The organism is Agathobacter ruminis, from assembly GCF_002735305.1.
Taxonomy (GTDB): Bacteria; Bacillota; Clostridia; order Lachnospirales; family Lachnospiraceae; genus Roseburia; species Roseburia ruminis.
Genome location: NZ_PDYG01000013.1, coordinates 1 through 20,464, shown reverse-complemented (window position 1 = coordinate 20,464; position 20,464 = coordinate 1). Strand labels below are relative to the sequence as shown.

The 20,464-nt window shown below is 42.8% G+C and carries 15 protein-coding genes and 2 tRNA genes; 13 read left to right on the top strand and 4 right to left on the bottom strand.

Annotated features, from left to right (window positions below; translation table 11 throughout):
* Positions 1-53 precede the first annotated feature (53 nt).
* The 3 genes from CSX02_RS03840 to CSX02_RS03830 all read left to right on the top strand — a co-directional run bounded on the left by CSX02_RS03840 (position 54) and on the right by CSX02_RS03830 (position 4,629).
* Positions 54-1,079, top strand: a complete 1,026-nt coding sequence (locus tag CSX02_RS03840; RefSeq protein ID WP_031546207.1) for a branched-chain amino acid aminotransferase — start codon at positions 54-56, stop codon at positions 1,077-1,079.
* On the top strand, positions 1,072-1,782 hold the full coding sequence (locus CSX02_RS03835; protein ID WP_099385702.1) for a peptidoglycan recognition protein family protein: 711 nt from the start codon (positions 1,072-1,074) through the stop codon (positions 1,780-1,782). Before CSX02_RS03840 ends, CSX02_RS03835 begins: the two co-directional genes overlap by 8 nt.
* Positions 1,783-1,932: 150 nt before the next feature.
* The gene (locus tag CSX02_RS03830; protein WP_242970408.1) at positions 1,933-4,629 is read left to right on the top strand and encodes a bifunctional diguanylate cyclase/phosphodiesterase; all 2,697 of its coding nucleotides are present in this window, start codon (positions 1,933-1,935) and stop codon (positions 4,627-4,629) included.
* 42 nt (positions 4,630-4,671) lie between these two features.
* Here the strand turns inward: CSX02_RS03830 and CSX02_RS03825 are convergent.
* Positions 4,672-4,755, bottom strand: a tRNA-Leu gene (locus CSX02_RS03825).
* A 128-nt stretch (positions 4,756-4,883) separates the two neighbouring features.
* Between CSX02_RS03825 and CSX02_RS03820 the strand changes: the two genes are divergently transcribed.
* The 7 genes from CSX02_RS03820 (at position 4,884) to CSX02_RS03790 (ending at position 11,871) form a co-directional block, all read left to right on the top strand.
* Positions 4,884-5,960 (top strand): hypothetical protein, encoded by a 1,077-nt coding sequence (locus CSX02_RS03820; RefSeq protein WP_099385700.1) that lies wholly within the window; start codon positions 4,884-4,886, stop codon positions 5,958-5,960.
* A gap of 92 nt (positions 5,961-6,052) precedes the next feature.
* Positions 6,053-7,144: a hypothetical protein gene (locus CSX02_RS03815; RefSeq protein WP_099385699.1), complete on the top strand. Its 1,092-nt coding sequence runs from the start codon at positions 6,053-6,055 to the stop codon at positions 7,142-7,144.
* Between the two features lies 1 nt (position 7,145).
* Positions 7,146-8,690, top strand: a complete 1,545-nt coding sequence (locus tag CSX02_RS03810; RefSeq protein ID WP_099385698.1) for an AMP-binding protein — start codon at positions 7,146-7,148, stop codon at positions 8,688-8,690.
* A gap of 1 nt (position 8,691) precedes the next feature.
* Positions 8,692-8,928 (top strand): phosphopantetheine-binding protein, encoded by a 237-nt coding sequence (locus CSX02_RS03805; protein ID WP_031546220.1) that lies wholly within the window; start codon positions 8,692-8,694, stop codon positions 8,926-8,928.
* 1 nt (position 8,929) lies between these two features.
* Positions 8,930-10,099: a diaminopimelate decarboxylase family protein gene (locus CSX02_RS03800; protein ID WP_031546222.1), complete on the top strand. Its 1,170-nt coding sequence runs from the start codon at positions 8,930-8,932 to the stop codon at positions 10,097-10,099.
* Position 10,100: 1 nt separating this feature from the next.
* Positions 10,101-11,675 (top strand): MBOAT family O-acyltransferase, encoded by a 1,575-nt coding sequence (locus CSX02_RS03795; RefSeq protein WP_099385697.1) that lies wholly within the window; start codon positions 10,101-10,103, stop codon positions 11,673-11,675.
* 111 nt (positions 11,676-11,786) lie between these two features.
* A tRNA-Leu gene (locus tag CSX02_RS03790) sits at positions 11,787-11,871 on the top strand.
* An 86-nt stretch (positions 11,872-11,957) separates the two neighbouring features.
* On the opposite strand, the gene CSX02_RS03785 is transcribed toward CSX02_RS03790, so the two are convergent.
* Positions 11,958-13,322, bottom strand: coding sequence for a tyrosine-type recombinase/integrase (locus CSX02_RS03785; protein ID WP_099385696.1), 1,365 nt, complete (start codon positions 13,320-13,322; stop codon positions 11,958-11,960).
* A 560-nt stretch (positions 13,323-13,882) separates the two neighbouring features.
* Here CSX02_RS03785 and CSX02_RS03780 point away from each other — a divergent pair.
* From CSX02_RS03780 to CSX02_RS03770, 3 genes are all read left to right on the top strand, one after another.
* Positions 13,883-14,977 (top strand): UPF0236 family transposase-like protein, encoded by a 1,095-nt coding sequence (locus tag CSX02_RS03780; RefSeq protein WP_189281327.1) that lies wholly within the window; start codon positions 13,883-13,885, stop codon positions 14,975-14,977.
* 184 nt (positions 14,978-15,161) lie between these two features.
* Entirely contained in the window at positions 15,162-16,613 is a 1,452-nt protein-coding gene (locus tag CSX02_RS03775) for a methyl-accepting chemotaxis protein (RefSeq protein WP_189281325.1), read from the top strand.
* Positions 16,614-16,854: 241 nt separating this feature from the next.
* The gene (locus CSX02_RS03770; RefSeq protein WP_099385693.1) at positions 16,855-17,079 is read left to right on the top strand and encodes a hypothetical protein; all 225 of its coding nucleotides are present in this window, start codon (positions 16,855-16,857) and stop codon (positions 17,077-17,079) included.
* Between the two features lie 58 nt (positions 17,080-17,137).
* On the opposite strand, the gene CSX02_RS03765 is transcribed toward CSX02_RS03770, so the two are convergent.
* On the bottom strand, positions 17,138-18,817 hold the full coding sequence (locus tag CSX02_RS03765; RefSeq protein WP_099385692.1) for a hypothetical protein: 1,680 nt from the start codon (positions 18,815-18,817) through the stop codon (positions 17,138-17,140).
* Positions 18,818-19,197: 380 nt separating this feature from the next.
* The gene (locus CSX02_RS03760; protein WP_099385691.1) at positions 19,198-20,130 is read right to left on the bottom strand and encodes a hypothetical protein; all 933 of its coding nucleotides are present in this window, start codon (positions 20,128-20,130) and stop codon (positions 19,198-19,200) included.
* Between the last annotated feature and the right edge of the window lie 334 nt (positions 20,131-20,464).

The window sequence follows — 20,464 nt, the reverse complement described above, 5'->3', positions numbered from 1 at the left end:
TCGCCCTTATAACATCAGTTTATAGGACTAAATTGATTATGGAGGTATTTGAGATGGAGAAAAAAGATTTAGATTGGTCTAATTTGGGATTTGGATACATGCCTGTAGATTATAGATATGTATCTTATTATAAAGATGGAAAATGGGATGACGGTGCATTGATCACCGATCCAAATATTACTTTAAATGAATGTGCGGGAGTATTCCAGTACGCACAGACAGTTTTCGAAGGATTGAAAGCATATACGACCGAAGATGGTCATATCGTATGTTTCCGTCCTGACCTGAATGCAGAAAGATTGTGCCAGTCTGCTGAGCGCCTTGAGATTCCACCATTCCCGGAAGATCGTTTTATCAAAGCGGTTGAGGAAGTGGTAAAGGCAAATGCAGCATGGGTTCCACCATACGGCTCAGGCGCAACACTTTATATCCGCCCATATATTATGGGAACCAATTCCGTAATCGGTGTAAAACCTGCGCAGGAATATCAGTTCCGCATCCTTTGTACACCGGTTGGCCCTTATTTCAAGGGTGGCGCTAAGCCAATTACCATTCGTGTATCAGACTTTGATCGTGCTGCTCCGCATGGAACAGGACATATCAAGGCTGGATTGAACTATGCCATGAGTTTACACGCAATTGTAGACGCACACGCACAAGGATTTGATGAGAATTTGTATTTGGATCCGGCTACCCGTTCAAAGGTAGAAGAAACCGGTGGTGCAAACTTCATTTTCATCACAAAAGATGGCAAGTTCGTAACCCCAAAGAGCGACAGCATTCTTCCTTCTATCACGCGTCGCTCTCTTATGGTGGTTGCTGAGAAGTACCTTGGTCTTACGGTAGAACACCGTGAGGTTTACCTCGACGAGCTGAAGGATTTCGCTGAATGTGGTCTTTGCGGAACAGCGGCCGTTATCTCTCCGGTAGGAAAGATTGTAAATCACGGAGAGGAAATCTGTTTCCCTAGCGGAATGGAAGAAATGGGACCGATCACCAAAAAACTGTATGAGACATTAACCGGAATTCAGATGGGACGCATCGAAGCCCCGGAAGGCTGGGTAAAGGTTATTGAATAAGACACAACGAAAGCAGCAACTGCGATTCCGATTCGGACTTGCGGTTGTTGTTTTGTCGCTTGTAATCCTGTGGATTGTCATTACGCGCGTGATCGGCGGCAACGATGGCCCCCGCTCTGTTTCAAGCGAACAAAAACAAAAAGATCTCTATATTGCAGAACAGCCAACCCTGGATGTGGAACTGCTTACGGTCAACAAATATTCCAGACCTGGGCGCCCTCTGGAAAAGGTCAACGGAATCGTGGTTCACTGGACCGCCAATCCGGGAACCTCGGCAATTCAGAATCGCAATTATTTTGAAGGTCTTAAAGACGGAAGCGGCACTTATGCCAGCTCGCATTTTATCATCGGGCTCGACGGTGAAATCGTCCAGTGCATTCCATGCAATGAAATCGCATTTGCATCCAACACACGCAATGACGATACAATCGCAATCGAATGCTGCACGGAGGATGACACCGGCAAATTCAACGGCAATACCTATGAATCTCTGCTTCATCTTGTGACATGGCTGATGGGACGCTACAATCTTACGACTGAAGATGTCATTCGCCACTATGATATCACCGGCAAAGACTGCCCACGATATTTTGTCCAGAATCCGGATGAATGGGAGAAATTCAAAGTGGATCTGCAAAATTATATTCTGTTGCATGGCACTGACCGCAATGCGACAGAGACTTCCGAAACTGTTAGTCATTAATATTCACTATAAAACAGGAACTGCACCGACCATTCTCGGCCGGTGCAGTTCCTGCTTTTTTTCGGCCGGTTACCAAATGTAACTCCGTTTGTTCAGGCTTCTGCGGTTAGGGTTGTAAAAGAAACGAAAATCCGATATGATTAAAGGAGTGTGAGAACACAAAATGTGGAAGGTAAAAGGGATGCAGTAAGAATGGAAAATGCGCTCAATTTTTCGGAGATAAAATTGGATAGCCTGGTGGACACAAAATTGATTCAGCGGTTTCAGGATCGCTTTTGTAAGGCGAATCATATTTACCTGACAGGTTTTGGAAAAGACGCAGGGATTTTGACCGAGCGCTATGGCAGCAAAGAAGAATTACAATTCATTAAGGATCTCGTACGACCGGATGAATGGTATTCGCTTGTGGCACGTGCACAGGATGAATTTGTGGAGAATATTGTGGAGCAGGATTTCCCGGAACGCAATATCAAGATGTGTGCACTTTCCACCAAATTTGAAGGACATATCCAGATGGTGTGGGTTGCCATCGGTTTTTTGGAAGAATATATAGAGAATAATCCGGAGCATACGCCGGTGCCGGATTATATATTGAAGACATCATCGACCAGATTCTACCATTCCATTGAATTTTTGGAGTTGCTGTCAAAATATGTATTTATCACAAAGGCAAATGAATTGATTGCCCAGTCGGCATTGAATAAGAACAAAGATGCGATGAGTGAAATCAGCGCACAGCTGTATCGCTCGGAATCTTTGACCAAGATTGTGACAATGCTTGAATCGGAAGCAGCATTTGGCCAAATCATAGACGATATCTTGCGTGAAGTGTGTTCAACCCTTAAGATTCCAAGGGGCATGCTGTTGAGAAAAGATGGCGACTGCAATACGGTCAGCATGATATGCGAGTATTGTATGAACCCGAAGATGGCGCAGATTTCATCGATGCAGGCTGTGCCGATTGAGGAACTTCCTTTTTTTAATGAAAAAAATTATGTGATTTCGGCTGATTCCATGGTGCCGCAGGTGTACAAGGATTTGATGGAAAAATTCTGTGCGGTGGCGGGTGTGTTCCAGCCGATTGAAGTAAACGGAAAAGTGATGATGTATCTTTGCTTCCTGGATACCAGCACGGAGCAGGTTTGGGAGACGGAGACCATCAAATTTATCAATGATGCAAAGCGGATTGTGCAGACGATTCTGACCAAGCGCATTGCAAAAAATTCGCTGGCAAGCTCTTATGCCAGTCTCGAAGCAATTCTTGAAAATGTGGGATGCGGTATTTGTGTTTATGATATGCATCAGCACAAGCTGTTATATCGCAATCAGCAATTCAAGGATATCTACAGTAAGAGCCTTTCGAGCGGCAACCTTGAGAAGGTTTTATATCTGGAGGATGAACAGGATGTTTCTTTCCGCGAGGTCTATATGGCGGACGAGGAACGATGGATTGACCAGTATAAAACCAATATCAAGTGGGTGGACGGCAGTACGGTATTGCTGTGCACTGCCTATGATATTACGGAAAAGAAACGCTATCAGGAAAAAATCGAGCATCAGGCCAACAATGATTTCCTGACCGGATTATATAATCGTATGCGCTGCGAACAGGATTTGGAAAAATATATTCGCATCGTGCAAAGTTCGGGAGAAAAGGGCGCTCTTTTATATATTGATCTGGATGACTTTAAGCATATCAATGACGGATTGGGACATCAGTATGGAGATGTTTTGTTAAAAACCATCAGTCACAGTCTGCAAAAGATTTCCGGTATCGGAAGCAATTGCTATCGCGTGGGCGGCGATGAATTCATGGTCATCATCACCGGTCAGAATTACAAGCGAATTGAAACCATCTGCGATGACATTCGCGATATCTTTAACCGCCCGTGGTTCCTGAAAGGGGAAGATTATTATTGCACAACCAGTATGGGAATTGTGGTATTCCCGGATGACGGAGATGTGGTGGAGGATTTGATTCGCAAGGCGGATATTGCACTGTTTCGCGCAAAGAGAAGCGGTAAGAATTGTGTGCAATACTATTCAGATGCAGATGAAGATGTATCAAGTCATCGTCTTGATGTCGAGAAGAATATGCGAAAAGCTGCAATGGACTCCTGCGATGAGTTTGAAATCTATTATCAGCCGATTATTGATGTCACAAAAGAGAACAATCCATGTTGCGGTGCGGAGGCACTGATCCGATGGAATTCACCGGAGCTTGGATTTATCGCCCCGGATGATTTTATTCCGTTGGCGGAATATCTCGGATTAATCAATCCAATCGGAGACTTTGTATTATTACAGGCCGCAAAACGTTGCAAATATTGGAATGATATGGGACATCCGAATTATAAGGTCAATGTCAATCTGTCTGTGGTACAGCTGTTGCAGAGCGATATTGTAAAAAAAGTACAGGATGTGCTCGAAGAGACGCGTATCAATCCAAAGAATCTGACGCTGGAAGTGACGGAATCTCTTGCAATCAATGACATGGGACGCATGAAATCCATCCTCGGACAGATTCGGGAACTGGGAGTACGCGTGGCCCTCGATGATTTTGGTACGGGATATTCGTCTCTGAATCATATTCGTGAGATCCCGCTTGATATCATCAAGATTGACCGCTGCTTTATCAAGAATCTGACCAAAGATGATTTCTCGGATGCATTTGTACAGATGGTGCATGAGCTTGCAAAGGCACTTGATCTGAAAATTTGTGTTGAAGGGGTTGAGACCGACGAACAATATGAATTGCTTAAGAAGATGAATATTGAAATGATTCAGGGATTTTATTTTGGTAAGCCGGTTAAGGTCGAAGAATTTGAAAAACAATATGTTGAATAGGAAAGAAAAAGCACGAAACCATTTGGTTTCGTGCTTTTTATATGCAGGAAATGGGACTTGAACCCACACGACATTGCTGCCACAGGCACCTGAAGCCTGCGCGTCTGCCAATTCCGCCATTCCTGCGAACAAAGGATATTCTATCAGATGTTGAACAAGAATGCAAGTTATTCCTTAAGAATTTCTTAAATACCTTGAAAAATTTATTCTCTTTCTATATAGTTATACACGTGGGAAAAGAGAGGATTAGTATTATGAGAAGACGAATCAAGTTGATTGTTAAGGGAGTATGTTTCTGTATAATCGCAGTATTGCTGTTCGAATTGTTGAATGTTACAATGCGCGTTTCTGATACAATTACAGTTGCAAGCGTGAAGGGATTCTATAAAGAGCCTGAGAACTCACTCGATGTTGTAGTGATCGGTGCCAGTGAAGTATATGCAGATTACTGTGCGACAAAAGCATGGGAGGATTACGGATATACTTCTTATTCTTTTTCTGTTTCCGGTGCACCGGGAAGCCTCTACAAATCTATGGCGCGTGAAGCGCTTTCAAAGCAAAAGCCGAAGGCTATCGTATTTGAAATCAATGGATTTTTAAATAAGGATACTTATTATGAACGTACTTATCAGTTGCACAACTGGATTGATTATATTCCGGATGCTGCAAATCGGCAAAAGACGATTGAGGAAGCAATTGATAAAGACAAGCGTGATGATTTCAAGAACATGTTTGCGGTCAATCACAACAACTGGAAAGATTTGGGCGGATGCGTTCGCACCTGTCGTACCAGACTGAAAATGGAATTTTGCGGACAATCTTATATGAAAGGATACGCCTGCAAGGCATGTGAATCCGATTATGTGGGCAAATTAAAAAAGAAAGAATTGCATTTTACAAAGAAGAGCCGCAAATATCTGATTGATTTGCTCAACTATTGCAAAGAGCAGAAAATTGAAAATGTATTGTTTGCCCGTTTCCCGCATCAAAAGGAGATTGCCAATCCGGAAGTGCTCGATGAAATCGGAAAGCTCGTAGAAGAATATGGATATGATTTCCAGAATTTCGAGAATGTAAAGTCTGAACTTGGCATTGAAAAGGATGACAGCTATTATAATCCGGAGCACATGAATATTTCCGGAAGTGAGAAATTCACCAAATATTTTGGACAATACCTCGTGGATCATTACGATGTGATCGGCAATCATTCCGAAGAAATCAAAAACAGCTGGGATGAATGCGCGAAAAAAACGCGCAAGACCATCAAACGATATGCAAAAATGGGAGAAAAACACCATTATCGTTTTGTGACAGAGATGGATATCCAATAGATTCTTAATTATTGTTTAAGATTATCAGATGTGGTTGAATTCTGAAAGCGAACAGTCTACAATATAGCAGTGTCTATGGAGGCTGACAAATCATGAAAAAAATAATACAAAAGGGAAGAAGAAAGAAAATTATCATAATCAGAACGATTGCGTTCTTTCTTTTGGTTGGAATCCTGTTTGAATGTTTTGATAAAACATTAAGGGTTGCAAATCCATATACAATTGCATGCGTTCAGGGTTTTTATAAAGAACCGGAGAATTCACTCGATGTGGTGATGATTGGCGCAAGCGAAATCTTTTCCGGATACTGCCCGACCAGAGCATGGCAGCAGTATGGATATACTTCTTATTCACTGGCGGTTTCCGGAGCCCCGGGCAGCGTATACAAATCACTTGTCCGCGAGACACTGTCCAAGCAGAATCCCAAACTGGTTGTAATTGAAATCAATGGTTTCATCAATGATGATGCTTATTATGAGAGACCGTATTTCCTGCATAGTTATATCGACTATATCCCGGACAAGGATCGTCGTCAACTGACCATCGAGGAAGCAATTCCGGAGTCGGATCGTGATGCATACGGAAAATCATTTGGATGCAATCATAACAACTGGAAAAATCTCAAAGGATGCTATCGCACGCTGAAAACAGAAATGCGACTGGCGCGGGAAGATGTTTCCTATTTAAAAGGATATGCGAGCAAACCGACAGGAAGCAGGCGTCACGCGAAAAAAAGACATTATTATTTTACGGCAAAGAGTCGTGCTTATCTGACAGATTTGCTTGAATATTGTAAAGAACAGGGACTCGAGCATGTATTGTTTACCAGATTCCCTCATGCAAATCGATATGAGAATACATATGCACTGAATCAGATTGAAGATTTGATTCGGTCTTATGGATATGACTTTGTCAATTTTGATAAATACAAAAAGAAAATTCAGGTGCGAAAAGGAGAGAACTATTATAATCCTGAGCATATGAATATTACCGGTGGTCAGAAATTTACGGACTATATCGGGAAATATATCATCAAGCATTATGATGTAAAGCAGGAACATCCTGCAAAAGTAAAAGAAAATTGGGATATGTGTGCCCAAAAGGCGTCAAAATGGATTGAGGAATGGAAAGCGCGTTCCGATGACAGTGGCGTGGAATTTTTATTTGAAGGTGAAGTGAATTAAAATGAAGAATGTACTTGAATGGCTGGAAGCTTCTGCAGCAAAAAATCCGCAGAAGCCGGCTTTTATTGGAGATAAAGAGATTACATTTGAGCAGGTGATGACATGGGCAAAAACCATTGGAACCACACTTGCACAGATGGAAGGGGATGCACCGGTTGCAGTCTTTTCTGCACGCAGTGCTACCACACCGGCATTGTTTGCCGGAATTGTTTATTCGGGAAGAGCATATGCACCGATTGATGCAACCTTACCGCAAAAGAGAATCCAAAAGATTTTGACCAATCTGAATCCGTCATTGATTCTGGTGGATCAGGAGAGTCACGCACGATTCCTGAAGCTGGCATCAGAGATTTTTGAAGATCGGATGCCTGCAATCGTCAAAGTGGATTTTGATGAACTGACAATTACAAAGCAGGATGAGACCATTGTAAGTCTGGATGCATCCAATATCGATGCAACTGCACTGGACCAAATCCGTGAGCAGATGGTGGTTACAGATCCGCTTTATATCATTTATACTTCAGGATCAAGCGGAAATCCGAAGGGCGTCATGACTTCACATGAATCATTGATGACCTATATCAATGCATATTGCAAGGTCATGCAGATTGAAGAACAGGATTGCCTGGGCAATCAGTCACCGCTTGATTATATTGCGGCAATCCGCGATATCTATATTCCGTTCAAAACCGGCTGCCAGACGGCCATTATCCCGAAAGAATATTTCATGGAGCCGAATATGCTTTTTGAATATATGAACGAAAAGCATGTGACTTCCGTTGGCTGGAGTGTATCGGCGCTGACTGTTCCGCTTAGCCTTGGTGCGTTTGAGGAAGTCAAACTGACCTCATTGAACAAAGTATGTTTTTCCGGATCAGTGATGCCTTGCAGCGCACTTCGCGTATGGCAGGAGAATTTGCCGGATGCACGTTTTGTAAATCAGTATGGACCGACAGAAGCAACCGCAAGCTGTACTTATTATGTGGTAGATCATCGAGTGACCGATGATGAAGTGCTTCCAATCGGAAAGGCATATGAGAATTACAGGGTATTCCTTTTGGATGAAAATAATCAAAAGGCTGATCGCGGAGAAATCTGTGTGTCAGGCCCGATTCTGGCTTTGGGGTATTATAATGATCCTGAACGTACGGAAAAGAGTTTTGTAAACAATCCGACGAATCATGCATATCCGGAGCGTATTTATCGCACGGGTGATATTGGAAGTCTCGATGAAAACGGAATTCTCCATTTTCATGGACGTATGGATCGTCAGATTAAACATATGGGACACCGTGTCGAGCTTGACGAAGTGGAGTGTGCAGCCAATGCCATCGAGGGAATCAGCGAGAGCGCATGTCTGTATAACAAACCAAAGGAAGTATTGGTACTGTTTTATTGCGGAGATCTTGAAAAGAAAGGATTGTCATTGGCTTTACGCGAGACAATTCCGGGATTTATGGTGCCGCGTAAGTTAATTAAAATGGATGCTTTACCGAAGTTACCAAACGGGAAAATTGATTTAAAGAAATTGGAAGGAGAAATGTAGTATGAGTACGAGAGAGCAGTTAATGGAGATTTTAGAGGAGTTAAGACCTGATATTGATTTTGAAAATGAGCAGGCATTGATTGATGATCACATCATGGAATCATTTGACGTGGTTGCACTTGTATCATCTCTGGCAGATGAGTTTGATATCACTGTTCGCCCGAAGGATCTGCTTCCAAAGAACTTTAATAATGTAGATGCAATGGTAGAACTGATTGAGAGATTGATGGAGGAGTAAGATGCAGACTCCGTGTTATTGTTTTGATCTTGATGCATTTGCAAAGCGTGCACAGGCAGTCAAGGCGGCATTGCCGACCATTCCGCTGACCTATTCCATCAAAGCCAATCCATTTTTGCTCGAACAGCTTCCGGAGGCATTTGATCACGTGGAAGTATGCAGTCCGGGAGAACTCGAAATCTGCATGTCACTGGGCATCGCCCCGGAAAAGATTATCTATTCCGGAGTGGTGAAGGAGTCCTGTGATGTCCATCAGGCGGTGGAATACGGGGTGGATATCATCACCTGTGAGAGCATCCGCCATGCACTTTTGGTGCAGGCAGAGAACAAGCCGATGAAGACATTGCTTCGTGTGACAAGCGGCAATCAGTTTGGAATGTCGATTGAGGACGCAAAAGAAATCATTAAGAATCAGCAGAGCAAATATTATAATCTGGATATTATTGGAATTCATTTTTTCAGCGGCACACAAAAGACGCTGCGCAAAATCGAAAAGGATTTTGAAAAACTTGAAAAGATTCTTGTTCAGTTGCATGACGAATGCGATTTCACACCGCAGATGGTGGAGTACGGACCGGGAATCTATACCGAATATTTTGAGGAAGATTGCGAAGCCTGTGATATGGCTGCACTTGCAGAGGCAGCAGGGGCGTTGAATGCGTTTGCAGAGAAGTATCCGCTTGCGATTGAGATGGGACGCTATTTTGCAGCTTCCTGCGGTACATTCTATACCTCAGTCAAGGATATCAAGACCAGCTATGAGACCAACTATCTGATGGTGGACGGAGGAATGCACCATCTGAATTATTACGGTCAGCGTATGGCTATGCAGATTCCACCGCTTTCGGTACAGAAAGCTGACGGAACAGAAATTGCAGTAAAACCTGCAAAAAATAATTCGCTTGCAAGTGACGAAAAAGTGCCATACTGCGTATGCGGCAGTCTGTGTACGGTTGCGGACGTTTTGCTTCGCGAAGTGGAATTGCCTAAAATGCAAGTTGGTGATCAATTGGCGTTCGGACGTTGTGGTGCCTACTCGATGACAGAAGCTCCGGCACTGTTTTTGTCGCGCCCGATGCCTGCAGTTTATGTAAAATCAGAAGAAAAGGGAGAAGTGCTGATTCGCGAGCATATTCATTCGGCTCGTTTGAACATGCGCTCAGAGAATTAGAATGGATTTAATATCGTTAAAATATGTCATTTTTGTTTTGGCAGTATTGGTCCTGTATTATATCTTTCCGAAGAAGTATCGCTGGTGCGTGCTTCTGGCCGGAAGTATGACCTATTATGTGCTGGTATGTAAATGGTATGTGCTGTTTATCATCTTTACCATCTCGACCACATACGGATGTGCGCGCTGGATTCAGTCCATGCTGGAGCATCAGAATGCGGTTGTCAAAGCGCATAAGGGAGAATGGGATCGCGAGACGCGCAAGAAATATAAAGAACGTGGATTGCACAAGAGAATGGCCGTGCTGTTCCTTGGACTGATCCTTAATTTCGGAATCCTGGGATTCCTCAAATATATTCCGTGGGCAAGTGAAATCGGATTATTGCTTCCGCTTGGAATTTCATTCTATACATTCCAGTCCATGGGATATCTGATTGATGTCTATCGTGAAATCGTGGAACCGGAAAAGAATTATTTCAAACTGGCTTTGTTTGTTTCATTCTTTCCGCAGATTATACAGGGACCGATTGCCATTTATGACAAATTGGCAAACCAGTTATATGAGGGGCACAGCCTTTCTTATGAACGCACCCGAAGAGCATTACTTTTGATTCTATGGGGTGTCATGAAAAAATTAATCATTGCCGATCGTGCAGTTACCGTCGTGAACCTTGTGACAGACAATCCGTCTGCATATCACGGCACTTATGTATTGCTTGCGGCATTGACTTATGCAGTACAGCTGTATGCGGATTTCTCCGGCGGAATTGATATCGTGCGAGGTGTCGGTGAATTGTTTGGCATTACCATGCCGATCAACTTCAATCGTCCGTATTTCTCGCGTTCTCTGACAGAATACTGGCACAGATGGCATATGACACTGGGTGACTGGTGCCGCAATTATATTTTTTATCCGCTTTCCATTTCCAAGGCATCTCTGAATGCAAGCAAATGGCTGAAGCCGAAATTCGGTGACCATATCAGCAAGGTGCTTCCGAGTTGTATTGCCAGCGTGATTACCTTCCTGGTCATTGGTGTATGGCACGGCGCCAACATGAAATATGTCTATTTCGGACTGTGGAACGGTGTTGTCATCATGATCGGTGAATTAATTGCGCCGATTCGTGCAAAAATTGCAGGTGGCTTCTTCAAGGTAACACGCCTGAAAGAAAATGGCGTTTTTGCAACTGTTGTCGCTGTGGTATGGACCTGGCTGATGATCCTGGTCGGATACTATTTTGATATTGCAAAAAATGCGCATGATGCATGGTTGATGCTTGTTCGCTCTGTCACAGATCTGCATCTTCCTGACTTGAATCCTTATACTATCGTCAAAACACTTGAACTGACCGGCCTTGATGCATGGGATTATCTGGTTTTGATTGTTGGAAGTGTTATGTGGTTTGCAATCAGCATGTACCAGGAGCGCACCGGAAGAGAACTTCGCAAGGTTGTCCTGACCCGGAAGCTGCCGCTTCGCTGGGCAATTCTGTTGATTGGAATCTTTGCTGTATTGCTGTTTGGATTCTACGGACCGGGTGTCAATCCGGCAGAATTTGTCTATATGCAATTCTAATTTTGCTAAAACGAAAAAAATCAAAAAAATTGAATTTTTAGGTTGACATTACTCGCGTGGTTTGATATTATAATCAAGTCGCGTGAGTGACATAAACCGAATAAAGGTTATGCGGAAGTGTCGGAACTGGCAGACGAGCAAGACTAAGGATCTTGTGCATATTGCTTGCGTGTGGGTTCAAGTCCCATCTTCCGCATTAAGATTTTTTTGGTGAAACCCTTGAAAGTACTGACTTTCAGGGGTTTTGCTTTTTAATGAAAAGTGGTTGACCCCGGTTGACCCCTACGAAACTCTTGATATTCCTGCGTTTTCGTTAAAAGCATCCCAAATGTCACCAATCTCATTAAGGTATTCTTTGTCTCTTGAAAAGGTGTAATTCTCAAGATTTGTCTTTACAGAATGTCCAAGTATTCTGGCGCGTTCAGCCGGATTCAATCCCATAGGTATTAATACATAAGAGTTGAGTGCGATTCTGAAAGCATGATTGTTACTAAGACCAAGTCCGAGCTTTTCTATGCAAATCTTATAAAGACTTTCATAGTAGGCTACGGTAGTAGTCCAAGTACCATCTTCTTTGCAGAATACCCATTCGGAATGAATGCCTAAGGCTTCCTGCTTTTTCTTTAGTTCACTTAAGATGTACTTTACATCCTTTGTAAGAGGAATGTATCGTCCGTTCTTGCTATCGCCCTTCTCATTTTTTGTGGTTGGGTTGTAGTAATACTCTTTACCGTTTTCGGTGATATGATCATTCTGTTGAGAATGGATATGTATCATCTTGTCGGTAATGTCTTCCCAACGCAGAGAAGGTATCTCTCCCTGCCTTACTCCTGTATGTGAGGAAAATAGTATGGCATATCCGTTTACATCGTATTTGAGCGTGTTAACGCGCTTCCAAAGGTATGTACGGATTCGTTCTATCTCGTGAGGCTGAAAAGCTTTCTCCTCAGGTCTGTCATTGCCCACGTTGCAGTTTCTGATGAAAGGTGTATTGTCCTCCGGAATGATATTGCGTTGGATAATTCCGTGATCATCACTTGCAGCATATCGGAAAGCCAGATTTAATACTCCTTTGAACTTGTAAAACCGCTTCTTGGTCAGATGCATTGTCTGAGTGATAACCTGCATGTACTCCATAAGTTCCGCCTTTGTCATATAGCGGATGTCCTTGGAACCGAACTCATCTGTGATAAAAGCTTTATATGAACTTTCATAATCACGGATGGTCTTTTCCTTCGGAGCCTCGGTTCTTACCTTTTCATCAAGTGCCAACTCAAAGAGTGACTTAAAGGAATAATCATTTAAGATATCTCCGCCAAAGTAATAAGCGTATAACTTTTCGATTAATCCTTCGTAAGAGTAAGAACGTGGAACAGAGTTATCGTTCTTAAGCCTCGTCTGATAGTAAGTCTTTTCTTTCCCTCGTTTCTTGAGAGTGCCGGTCTGGATAGCATTATCGTGAACCAATAATACTTTTTGCTCTATTAATTTAAACTGCTTCTTAGTCATTTCGTCTAAATACGTAGAGCCGGCTTCTGTAAGTGTACCTTCATCTTTGGATTTTTTCAAGGCGGCGATCTGCATTCTCAACTGCTGAATCTCAATACTAAGATCATCGCCAGCCGGTTTTGTTAGGTCTTTGTTCATGCAGATCACCTCCTTTCTTTTCTTAAAACTCGTCCAACAATTCCAAATACCAATATTCACTTGTCAAGGTGCTTTACTTTGGCTTCTGTTAAGTATGTGGGACACATAAGCCCCTAATCCGAAAAAATTTTTGAAAAATAAAAATTTCTTTGTAATACATTTGGGGTGCTTTCGGTCCCATTACTAAACCGGGAAGAAAAAATTTTTTTATCCCTTTATTAATACATTTGGGTCACAGAATGTCTCATTACTAAATCAAGGCAAAAATTTTTTCTTTCTACCTACTATTTGGAACGAGTTGAGCTTGATTACTAGAAATTTTTGAAAAAATTTTTCTTCCTACCATATACTTGGGTGGTTAAACCTTTGATTTCTAAAAATTTTTGATTCTTTTTTTCTTACATCTTCTATTTGGGACGAGTTGAGACGGATTACTACATAGAGTAAAATTATAATTGGCAATAATAAAGGGAAGAGAAAAATCTCTTCCCAATCATACAGATAAACTTTAGTATTAAGTTTGCTGAAAAAAATACAAAGGAGTCTGTATGATGAGTACTATGTTAGCCGAAGATGGGATTACGTTCAAGGAGTTTGAAAAGAAAACGTTTCAGATGATCTGCCAATGGGGACAGGAGTATACCAGAGAATTCCTTGAAAGGTATGACGAATATCTGATGCAAACCAGGGATAAGAAGGCATACCGTCACAAAGGCCTACGTAAAACTTCAGTCAAGACTGTCTACGGTGAAGTGGAGTACGAACGAAGAGTATATAAAACAACCAGGGAAGATGGAACAGAGAAGTTTGTATTCCTCTTGGATGAGCAACTTAAGATTCCATCAGTAGGCCTGATATCGGAAAACATGGCAGAACAATTGGTGATGGGAATCACTGAGATGTCTTATCGAGAATGCGCCGCAAAGGTTACGGAAATGACGGGACAAACCATAAGTGCCATGGGTGTGTGGAATGTCATACAAGAACTGGGAAGAAAGGTGTGTGAAGATGAGGAATCTCTCGTCAATGCACACAGATCAGGAATAATCCAGGGCGAGAAAGAAACGCCGGTCCTGTTTGAAGAAACGGATGGAGTTTATGTACGACTGCAGAATGAGAAGAAAAAGAAAGCAGAGATCAAGGTAGGGATCGCCTATGATGGATGGAAGGAAATAGGGAAAAACCGATACGCGCTTGATAATAAGGTTGTGGTTGCCGGGATTTCCTCCTCGAGGGAAAACATCCCACATGTGGAGGCGGCAGAAGAAGTTCGCAGATACCTGGACAAGTGTGATGTGGAAGGGATGTTTGATTTTCTCGAGACATACAGAAACAGCTTAACGGAAGATGAAGAAATCGAAAAAGTCGACACACTGTTAAAATACTTTGAAAACAACAAGGACGGCTTACTACCCTATCAAGAGAGAGGGCTATCGTTACCTGATCCGCCGGAAGGAATTGTCTACCGAAACATGGGGACGATGGAGAATCATATGTGGAGCGTTATCGCCAGACGGATGAAGCATAACCACACATGCTGGAGTATAAAAGGCGGAAATCATCTGGCGAAAATACTGGCAAAGAAATGTAGCGGTCGTATCGACGACGTGACAGTGAAGCTGAAGTCGCCGGAGTTTGAGGGGAAAAAGTTCTAGAAATTCAAAAAGAAATACTGATGGCCGGACAGGTACCCAAAAAGGTAGGAAAGGGATATGAATATCCGGTCCGGGGGCCATCTTGTATATACAATTCCCTAAATTATTGTTATAATTAAAGAGCGAGTTCGCACACTGAGGAATGTGGCTTGCATATGACAGATTGTATATGGAGGTACATATAATGAGTAGAGAACATTTTATGCGGGCGAACAAGACCGTATATCGGGTCAATGTGATCATCGTAGTGGTTGCCACACTGATGGTATTTCTGGATATGGCCGTACACGGAGTGGGACCTGCACTGATCGCTGAGTCATTATTCTGCTTGGCGGGATTGGGGATCATGACCTTCGGGTACTTTAAGTTTAAGGACAAAAGACTCGGTGCGGTTTTGATCATGTTTGGCTCCACGGTGATGTATATCGTGGTGATGCTGATCCAGAATGATATGATGTTTTACGCATTTGCCGTTCCGGTGATGTTTTCCTGTGTGACCTATCTGGACCTGAGGCTCCTCATCGAGGGCCAGGCCATCTTTACCGTGATGCCCCTCATTGTTTTGATCCGGGGAGTGATCGCCACCCATGAACCGAACCGAGCACATATCGTGGCGGGATTTATCATCATCCTTACCGGCATTGCTTCCATCGAGAGCATGAAACTCCGTAAAAAGCTGACCATGGAGGATGAAGAGGAGATCCAAGAGAACGTATCCAAGCAGGAAAAGGCTACGGAACAGATGACGGCGGTAGCCGGGAACATTACAGAGCTTTTTAACGACGCAAAGAATTCCGTTGAGGAGTTAAAAGAGATCATCACCAATAACCGTGACGGAATGCATGAGATCGCCGGTAGTACGGAAAACACTGCCCAGTCCATTACGGAACAGTCCCATATGATCGCCGATATCAACCAGCAGACGGAAGTTGCCGAGGAAAAGAGAAACCAGATGATGGAGGTTTCCGGAGAGACCCAGCAGGCAGTACAAAACGGTGTTGGTGTGATCCAGGACTTAAGAGCCAAGACAGCCAGCGTGGTAGACTTAAGTCAGGTGACAGTGGATGCCACAAAGGCTTTGACGGAAAAGGTAAAGAGTGTGGAAAGTATTGTGGATACCATTCTTTCCATTTCCAGCCAGACCAATCTTCTGGCACTAAATGCTTCCATCGAAGCAGCCAGAGCGGGAGAAGCCGGCAAGGGCTTTGCCGTTGTGGCGGATGAGATCCGGGTACTGGCGGAGCAGACAGCTTCCGCTTCCAACCAGATCACCGAGATCATCGAAGAACTGACTCAGGATGCGGAAAAAGCCATGGACAGCACCAATGAAGCAGCGGATTCCGTTCGGGATCAGAACGAACTCATCGAGAATACGGCAGAGACCTTCCAGAGGATCGACGAGAACGTAAACAACCTGATCCAGCGTTCCGATGATATCGGAGACAGCATCAGCGCCATCGGGAGATCCGCAGCGGAGATCAATGAGAGCATTACAAATCTTTCCGCCACCAGTGAAGAGGTGGCATCCCTTTCCAGTACGGGAGAGACGGATGCGCAGAATGCGGTGGATCGCTTTGGAGCATTTAATGATGTACTGAACAATATCTACGAAGAAGCAAGTCGGTTGCAAGCATAAAGAACCCCTGCCACCGCCCGCAGCTCCGTCAAAAATGGTGCCATCCCATTTTTTTTGAGATATTTGGTATAATAATTATGACGTTATTTACGGTATGGCGTAAAAACGTTCTCCGTCCTTGAGGATTGATTAAATGCAGGGATAATCCGATATTTGTATGTTGGGTTCAGCTTAGAAGGTGATCGTGAGGTCCGCTATCCAGTGCGTAATTATAAGTTCAAGGGGAAAGGAGGATGCATTTATGGCAAATAAAAAAGGTGTGTCATCAAAGACGCATACTCAGAAAGAGCTTAACGATTACGCAAATCAAAACAATCCTAACAATAAGGCATATAAAGCAAGGGTTGCAAATGAGAAGAATATGAAGAAAACTTCAAATAATGCGAAGCGTCAAGCCAAATTAGAAGCGGAATTAGGTGTCTCATATCCACTTGATTGGATGTGTTATAGCAATCCGTTTGATTGAGGCTAAATAATAAGTGCATATTTCTAAAAGAATAACTTCTGGTCCAATGGACCAGAAGTTATTTATGTCTTCCGCGTACAATATTTTGCGCTACTTGTTCCGTTACCGCATGTATGAGAGCGTCCATATCTTGTCCTTCGGATAATCCGTTTTTGACATCTTCAATATTTGACATTTTAATCTGTCGGTAGTTTGCACCAGCTTCATGGAGAGCATCTTTGATATCTTCGGCTTCTGCGCGTTCAAGAATCTCTCCCACAGTAAACTTTTCAGCATCATAGAATCCGTATTTGAATAAGCGGTCAGCGGTAACATCATCAATAGGCATTTCTTGAATAACGGAAATCACTTCAGACTGATGCTTACCTTCGAATCGTTTGAAGAAGGTTGCCTTAAACTTGGTGAAGAAGTCTTTAAAGGCATCCTTGATAATATCCGCTACGGATTTTTTTACTTCTTCGTCCAACTCTGCTTTGCGATGATTAAGTTTGTCTGATACAGATTTGAGGTAGACTTCTGTGTCATGTTGTTTTTCAGCAATAGAACTAAGTTTTTTCTCTTTTGAATTAAGTTCTTCTTCCTTTGCAAATAAATATTCTTTCCAACGTTTAATTTCTCCAGGAAGTAGTTTGTCGACCTTCTGTTGAACTTCGCTATCAACACGAGACTCACGTTTTTTAATAAGTGCTTCCCTTTGGGAGAGATGCATCGCTGTAAAAGAGAGTTCTTTTTCTTTTTCGAGAATCTTTTTTACTAAAGCTTCATTGTGTTCTTTGGTCTCAGCTGATCTTTGCCAACTCCTATATTCCTGAGCGGTGACTTCAATTTTGCGAGGGCGTCCAAATATATTTGTGTCGGAGATTTCCTTGTTTTTCATTTCTTCGGTTACAAGCTCCGCAGAAACTTTTGCCAATTTCTTTTCTGTAGCGTTAAGCTTTTCTTCGGCTTCGTGATTCTTTGCCTGTAATTTAACAGCGATAGCTTCTTCTTTTGTCATAGATGTTTTTCCCGGAACCTTTGGAACAAGCTCGATATCTAATCCATATTTTTGACAAAGCTTTAGTTTGATATCACGTTCCCACTCGGAGAATGTAATTTTTGCATTATTCCATTTGTTAGGTGCTTTGTCCGGCTCCGGTCTTTCAAAGCCCATTTCTTCCAAGGCTTTATTCTGAGAGATATCCAATCCATCCTTTCCATCATATGCCCATACTTTTCTGACATGGATATGCGGGACCGCTTCGTCTAAGTGTAAGGCGGCATCAAGGAAGTGAATGTTATGACCAAATCGCGCAATTACTTCGCGTTGGTAGTCCTCAAATATCTCCATAAGTATAGAGGAATCCGGGAATCCGTCATCTACAGATCCGATTTGAAAGATAGTTTCTTCTGGACAAGTGTTTTTGGAATCCAATAGGTCATCTATGGATTTGTTTCGCTCCGGATGTCTCGCTGCTTCGTTGCGTCTGTGTTGAGCGGATAGACTATCTCCAAATAATTCTTGGTAGATGGTGTGCTCATGTTCGTCAATGGATGTGCGATTCTCATCAGCGTTATCAATGACATGGGGGACATTATCTTTGTCATAGTGCAGTATGATATTTTTGATAACCATGGATTCATTAATGTTTTCTGCTTTTGTTACATCATACTGTCGGTCATTATGTTTGCGGGAATATGCTTTCCCGGTCTTAGCATTTACTCTGCCGTTGTGGTTTGTCTGTCTATAATGTGCCATGTTAATTCTCCTTTCAAAGTAACTTCTGGTCCAGTGGACCACAAGTTACTGTTTAAATTTCCTGCGGGATATTTCCTAAAGCGACACCTTGTCGCGTCAAGGAAATACCCCGTATTAGTTTGTCGCAGACTTCGTCCGCACAAACTCGGGGACCCCAACCTACGCGGTTAGCGGTCATTCGCCATGACGGGCATCTCATAAGGGCTTTGCCCTTGCCGATGGCTAACCCAATCTTTTGGGGCTCTGCCCCGGCGATGCCATCCCTGGTCTCATCGGGAGCTACACTCCCAAGGCGACGCCTTTCCCTTGTACCATCGCCTTTGAAATAAAAGTCCTCGCTCGGACTTATATTTCTTAGCCGATGTTGAAGGAATGGATTACTAATCCTCCATTAGCTTTCTGCGTTCCAACTGTTCCCAAAAGTCATCGCTATATTCACGTTCCAGGAAATTGTGAATTCCATTCCTTATGCGAGGAGTTTTGCTAATGGGTTGATATCCTTCCTTAATGGCTTTGATGAACCAACCGGTTACGTTATTAATCTTTGCTGTTTGTTGATCAAAGACAGCCTTTGCATTTTTTATACGGAGGATATCGTGGTCCGCAGCCGATAAGATGGATTGAATATCCTTCTCTGGTAAATCAAACTCTTTTAATAACTCCTGTGCTTCATCAACAACAAAAGCCAAATTTTTGTCTTCAAGTGTTGTTGAAGAACTCTGTGTAGAAATATTTGTAGTATTCTTTGATGAAGTCTTTGTATACGTATCTACTTTTTCATCAGGGGCTGTTTCCATTTGTGTCATATCCTCGTTACTTTTAGGGAAGGGGGTAGTAACATTTTTGTTACCACCTAGGTCTAAAAATTGTCCGGATGGAAAAGTGAGCTTTTCTAAAACATCCGGAATGAGTTCAAGGAACATTACGTTTGAAAGCGGAAGACCTGCAACGACTATGCTTTTGAAATGTCGTTTGACTACACCGAGATCTTCGAGAAAAATGAGCGCGTCACGAGCTTGCTTCTTGGAGATGTTGAATTTTTCCATTAGTTGTTCATAGCTTCGTTGCAGATAGTTTTCATCGTGGAATTTTTTAGAATAGGATACGGATAAGGTGGTTTCGTCTCGTTCTTCCGTAGGACGATACCAATAGACAATATCCGCCAAAATAAGAATGGCAAGAGGGTTGGTTTTTCCTTTGTCATTTATGATGGTGTAATACCATGATTCCGGAACGATATTTCCGGTTAAATTGAGTTTACCTACTGCATCTACAATAGGATTTTGTGTTAATGGATTGATTGATTTTGTCATACATTTCCTTTCTTTCATGTATGACAAGTGAATATTAGATATTTAGATGTGGATTAGATTTGAAAAATGGTTGACCCCCTGATTGACCCCCAGAGGTAGCCGGCTCTACATCCTCCATTTTTCTAGTGTTTTCGGGGGTCGGAAATAGGTTCAAGTCCCATCTTCCGCATTAAAAAGGACATCCAATCGGATGTCCTTTTTTAATGCGGAAGGGGACTTGAACCCAGCTTGCTTCGCAAGCGGTTCAAGGTCTCCTCGCCCTGACGGGCTTCGTCGGTCGGTTCGGCGGGAAAACGGTCCACCGGACCTTTTTCTATATCCGCCTCACCCCATC